The organism is Bradyrhizobium sp. NAS80.1 (assembly GCF_001908205.1).
GTDB lineage: Bacteria > Pseudomonadota > Alphaproteobacteria > Rhizobiales > Xanthobacteraceae > Bradyrhizobium.
Genome location: NZ_LGHL01000254.1, coordinates 1 through 3,229 on the forward strand (window position 1 = coordinate 1; position 3,229 = coordinate 3,229).

A 3,229-nucleotide genomic window follows, 5' to 3' on the forward strand; every position below is an offset into this window, starting at 1 on the left:
CACGACTCGCCCTCCTTGTTTGAGGCTCTGCCCAGTCCATCCGGGCAACCCTCGTTGCAACATCGAGGGTGAGTCGCCTCATTTTGTGGAGGGGACATACAGTCTAGGCGACCTTTTGGAGGCCAGATAACTGGAGCCTCGTTAGTCTGCCCCTAGCGGACATGAGCGAAGGTCCGGTGTACCAGTGCCGCAAGCTCCGCCTGGTGGTTGGTGCCGGTCTTCGCAAAGACTTGTTGCAATTGACTGCGAACGGTCGTAGGTGCGACGCCCATCGTGCGCGCGGCAATTTTCAGCCCTTGACCGCGTGCAATGGCGATTGCGGTTTGAGCCTCCCGGTAGGTCAGATCGAATGCGCGCTGAAGCGATTCGACTGTGAAATTATGAGTCCGGTCGGGATCACTGACGAACACGACCCCATAGCCCATTTCGTCCGGCCGAGCCGATGAGCCATATATGCCAGCCGGTCTTAGGGGTGTCGCAACCAGCAACAAGGGCTTGGAATGTTCTCTTTCGATCGGAAGCAGCCCCGGTTCTCCGGCAATCGCACGGCAAATCAATTCTCGCACGGCCTGCGTGTTCGAAGCATCTCTTCCAACAAGTCGAGGGCCAGTGAAAGTGAGAACTTCCGAATCACTGGCGATCTCTTCTGCTCCCCGATTGTGCCAAATTTCACTCCCGGCCTGATCGACCACGATCACTCCCAGCATCAAATGGTCGAGAGCGCCTGAGACCAGTTCGGAGCGCAGCGCGATCAGATTCAGCCGCATCTGCAACCGGGCGGCCCGGTCGAGGTGAGGCGCGAGAAGCTGCATGTAGTGGAGATGCCGGAGGTCAAACATCCGGCCGTCCTCCCACATAGCGGTGATGAGATGCCGCGCGCCGCGAGCATCCGACCTAGAGGGGTCGCGTGCTTGCAGATAACGCGTAACCATCCGCGCTCCGAGCGCCTCCCGGGCACTGACGTCCTTCTGGGACCATAGAACGCTCAGAAAGACGAGCTTGAGAAATCGGACGATCAGATTATCGAATTCGACTGCGTGTTGATCGAGTGCCTTGAGGTCGGCCCGAGACAGCAGGAAAGTGCCGTGGCAGCCGGCCTCGGATGCCGTGGGGTTGGGCTGCGAATAGAAGGGGGTTGGACCCGTAAACCAGAAATCATTTCGGCCACCAACCAGACGCCCGATTTCGCCGATGGTTTCCGGCCAAAGGTCCGGCCGCTCCACTGAGGCGTAGATGCGCTCGATCAGCGAGGCCAGGTCCTTCTCCCCCTCCGGCAGCCCGACGTCTGACATCGAATGCCTCCAATGAAGCGATCCTAAACCATCGCCGATCGTGCGTATTCATTCATTTGTAGGAAGACAGTGCCGGATGGTTCGGGGGAGCATAGCCAATGTACGGAGCCTCTCGGTGACCTCCATTTCGGGTCCGACGAGATCGGAGGATAATACCATGAACCGGCAAGTAAAAATCGACCTCAACGTTCACGGAAGAGAGCGCGGTCACGACGCTATTTGGCCGACCATTATTCGGCGAGTGTCGGTGCTCTTTGCTGCGTCGGCGCTGATGCTGCTCCTCGTTTCAGAATCCCATCTTTCATTAGCGCAGCGCCAACAGGCCTTCGAAACCTCGGGTGTCTACCCTTAGCCGCCTGCGGATGAGACGTCTTTTCTAACCTGCGGAGTTTCAACGATGAGACACGCGCCAATTGCCACTGAAGTCATTTCGGGCTCACTTCGAGCTAAGAAAAGTATCTTCGCTCTGTTCATCGAGGCACTGTATCTTTCGAGACGCCTTCGGGCGGAGCGCACACTGCGACGGTATCTTGATGCTGTCGGTCGGGCGCAATTTGCCATTCTTCGTGAGCTGAGTTTGCGCGCCGAAAGTCAAAAACATGTCGGTGGATGAGAGGTTGTTTGAACGTAAGGCGTCGAACCGGCCGTCGGCTCTCGCGAAAAGAACGCTGGCTGCGATCATGCTGATCGCTGGCTTGCTCACTTCCGCGGAGATCTGGCGAAACTTCGACCTGTTTGCGATCATCCAACGCCAAGAGGTCAACGTTTTCGGCTACCTCGCAGCGAGTCTCGTGCTCGCCACATTCTGCATGCGCTCAATGAGCGGGTTGCGTTCGATGGCGTTGGCCAGCAACCTGGCATTTATCGCGTATGGATATCTTGCAGACCTGATGCCGGTATTGCTTCTTCACATCGTCTTGTTGCCCGTGAACGGGTACCGCCTATTGCAATTGTTGCAGATTGATCTTCGCCCCAAGTGAGCGAGCGGATTCGCGCCTTGTTACGACCGCTTCTGTGCAGGTTTTTGGACGCCGGCAGCGAGATGGCTCCGCACGGTCAACTGACCGGCGTCCAAAAAGCGCCAAGGCACGAAGTCGCGGGAAGTTTGGTGTCGGCTGGGCAGCGGGCGCTATGGGGTTTTGTAGGAGGTGCTCGACTTACGAAATTCGAAGAGTGGCGGTCTCGACTGTATGCACAACCTAAGCGATTTGGCACGAGTGTTGCTAAATAGGGGATTTAATCTTCTTGGCCCGTGACATTTCAAATAGATGGGCGCGGCGGAAATGGCACATTCTACAACCATTACGCGATTAGTCGGTCGATCCGTGGTCGGTGGCAGGGCGTGAATCAATTTCGTGCGAGCAAATCCACAGTACATTCAAGCAACCTGGTTTGCGCTAAGCGTCAAGGTGATCTTGTTATTGTCGTGCGAGATTCGATTTGGCTTTCCACGTTAAGGTGCTGGCCCGCAGATGATCTGCTGTACTTCATCATACGCTAATAGCCTGCACCGACGCGAGCCAATCGTGCTTACCTTGCCACCCTGCTATCACCGTCCCTCCATCGGCTACGGCCTTTCGGCTCTTGATCCCGTGCAGCGGGCTGGAGCGCAGCGACTTCGTGCCATGGCCCCAAGCGGCGGTAGGGGGATGTCTGCTATTCCGCCGCTGTCAGGGGATAAGCGGACATCCCGCGAGCGTGCCAAAAGCGCCGCTCATGACCCAACTGAGACATCGCCGCATTTTACTTGCCGCGGGATGGGCGTGCGACGTATTAGTGAGCAACGCGTTTAGAAAGGTGCGAGATCTTCTGGTCCTTGACGGGCCGCACCTTTGTCCGGTTTGAAGACCTTGCTCTAGTTTTATTGTGCCGATCCATTGCTGAGCTGCACCACTTCTGCAGCGCTCTGTTTGCGGAGGTCGCCACGACATGAACCG

Annotated in this window: 3 protein-coding genes; 2 read left to right on the forward strand and 1 reads right to left on the reverse strand. The window is 57.0% G+C overall.

Annotated elements, in window-relative coordinates; genetic code table 11:
- Positions 1–152: 152 nt before the first annotated feature.
- Entirely contained in the window at positions 153–1,292 is a 1,140-nt protein-coding gene (locus tag AC629_RS40240) for a helix-turn-helix transcriptional regulator (protein WP_084810219.1), read from the reverse strand.
- A gap of 157 nt (positions 1,293–1,449) precedes the next feature.
- On the opposite strand from AC629_RS40240, the gene AC629_RS40245 reads away from it, so the two are divergent.
- Both AC629_RS40245 and AC629_RS40255 read left to right on the forward strand, forming a co-directional pair.
- Positions 1,450–1,644 (forward strand): hypothetical protein, encoded by a 195-nt coding sequence (locus AC629_RS40245; protein WP_084810220.1) that lies wholly within the window; start codon positions 1,450–1,452, stop codon positions 1,642–1,644.
- 265 nt (positions 1,645–1,909) lie between these two features.
- Positions 1,910–2,272, forward strand: coding sequence for a hypothetical protein (locus AC629_RS40255; RefSeq protein WP_143199821.1), 363 nt, complete (start codon positions 1,910–1,912; stop codon positions 2,270–2,272).
- Positions 2,273–3,229: the final 957 nt, after the last annotated feature.

Bases quoted from the DNA above. Each gene is read 5' to 3' on its own strand.
- AC629_RS40240 (WP_084810219.1), bottom strand. From the start codon at position 1,292: ATGTCAGACGTCGGGCTGCCGGAGGGGGAGAAGGACCTGGCCTCGCTG.
- AC629_RS40245 (WP_084810220.1), top strand. From the start codon at position 1,450: ATGAACCGGCAAGTAAAAATCGACCTCAACGTTCACGGAAGAGAGCGC.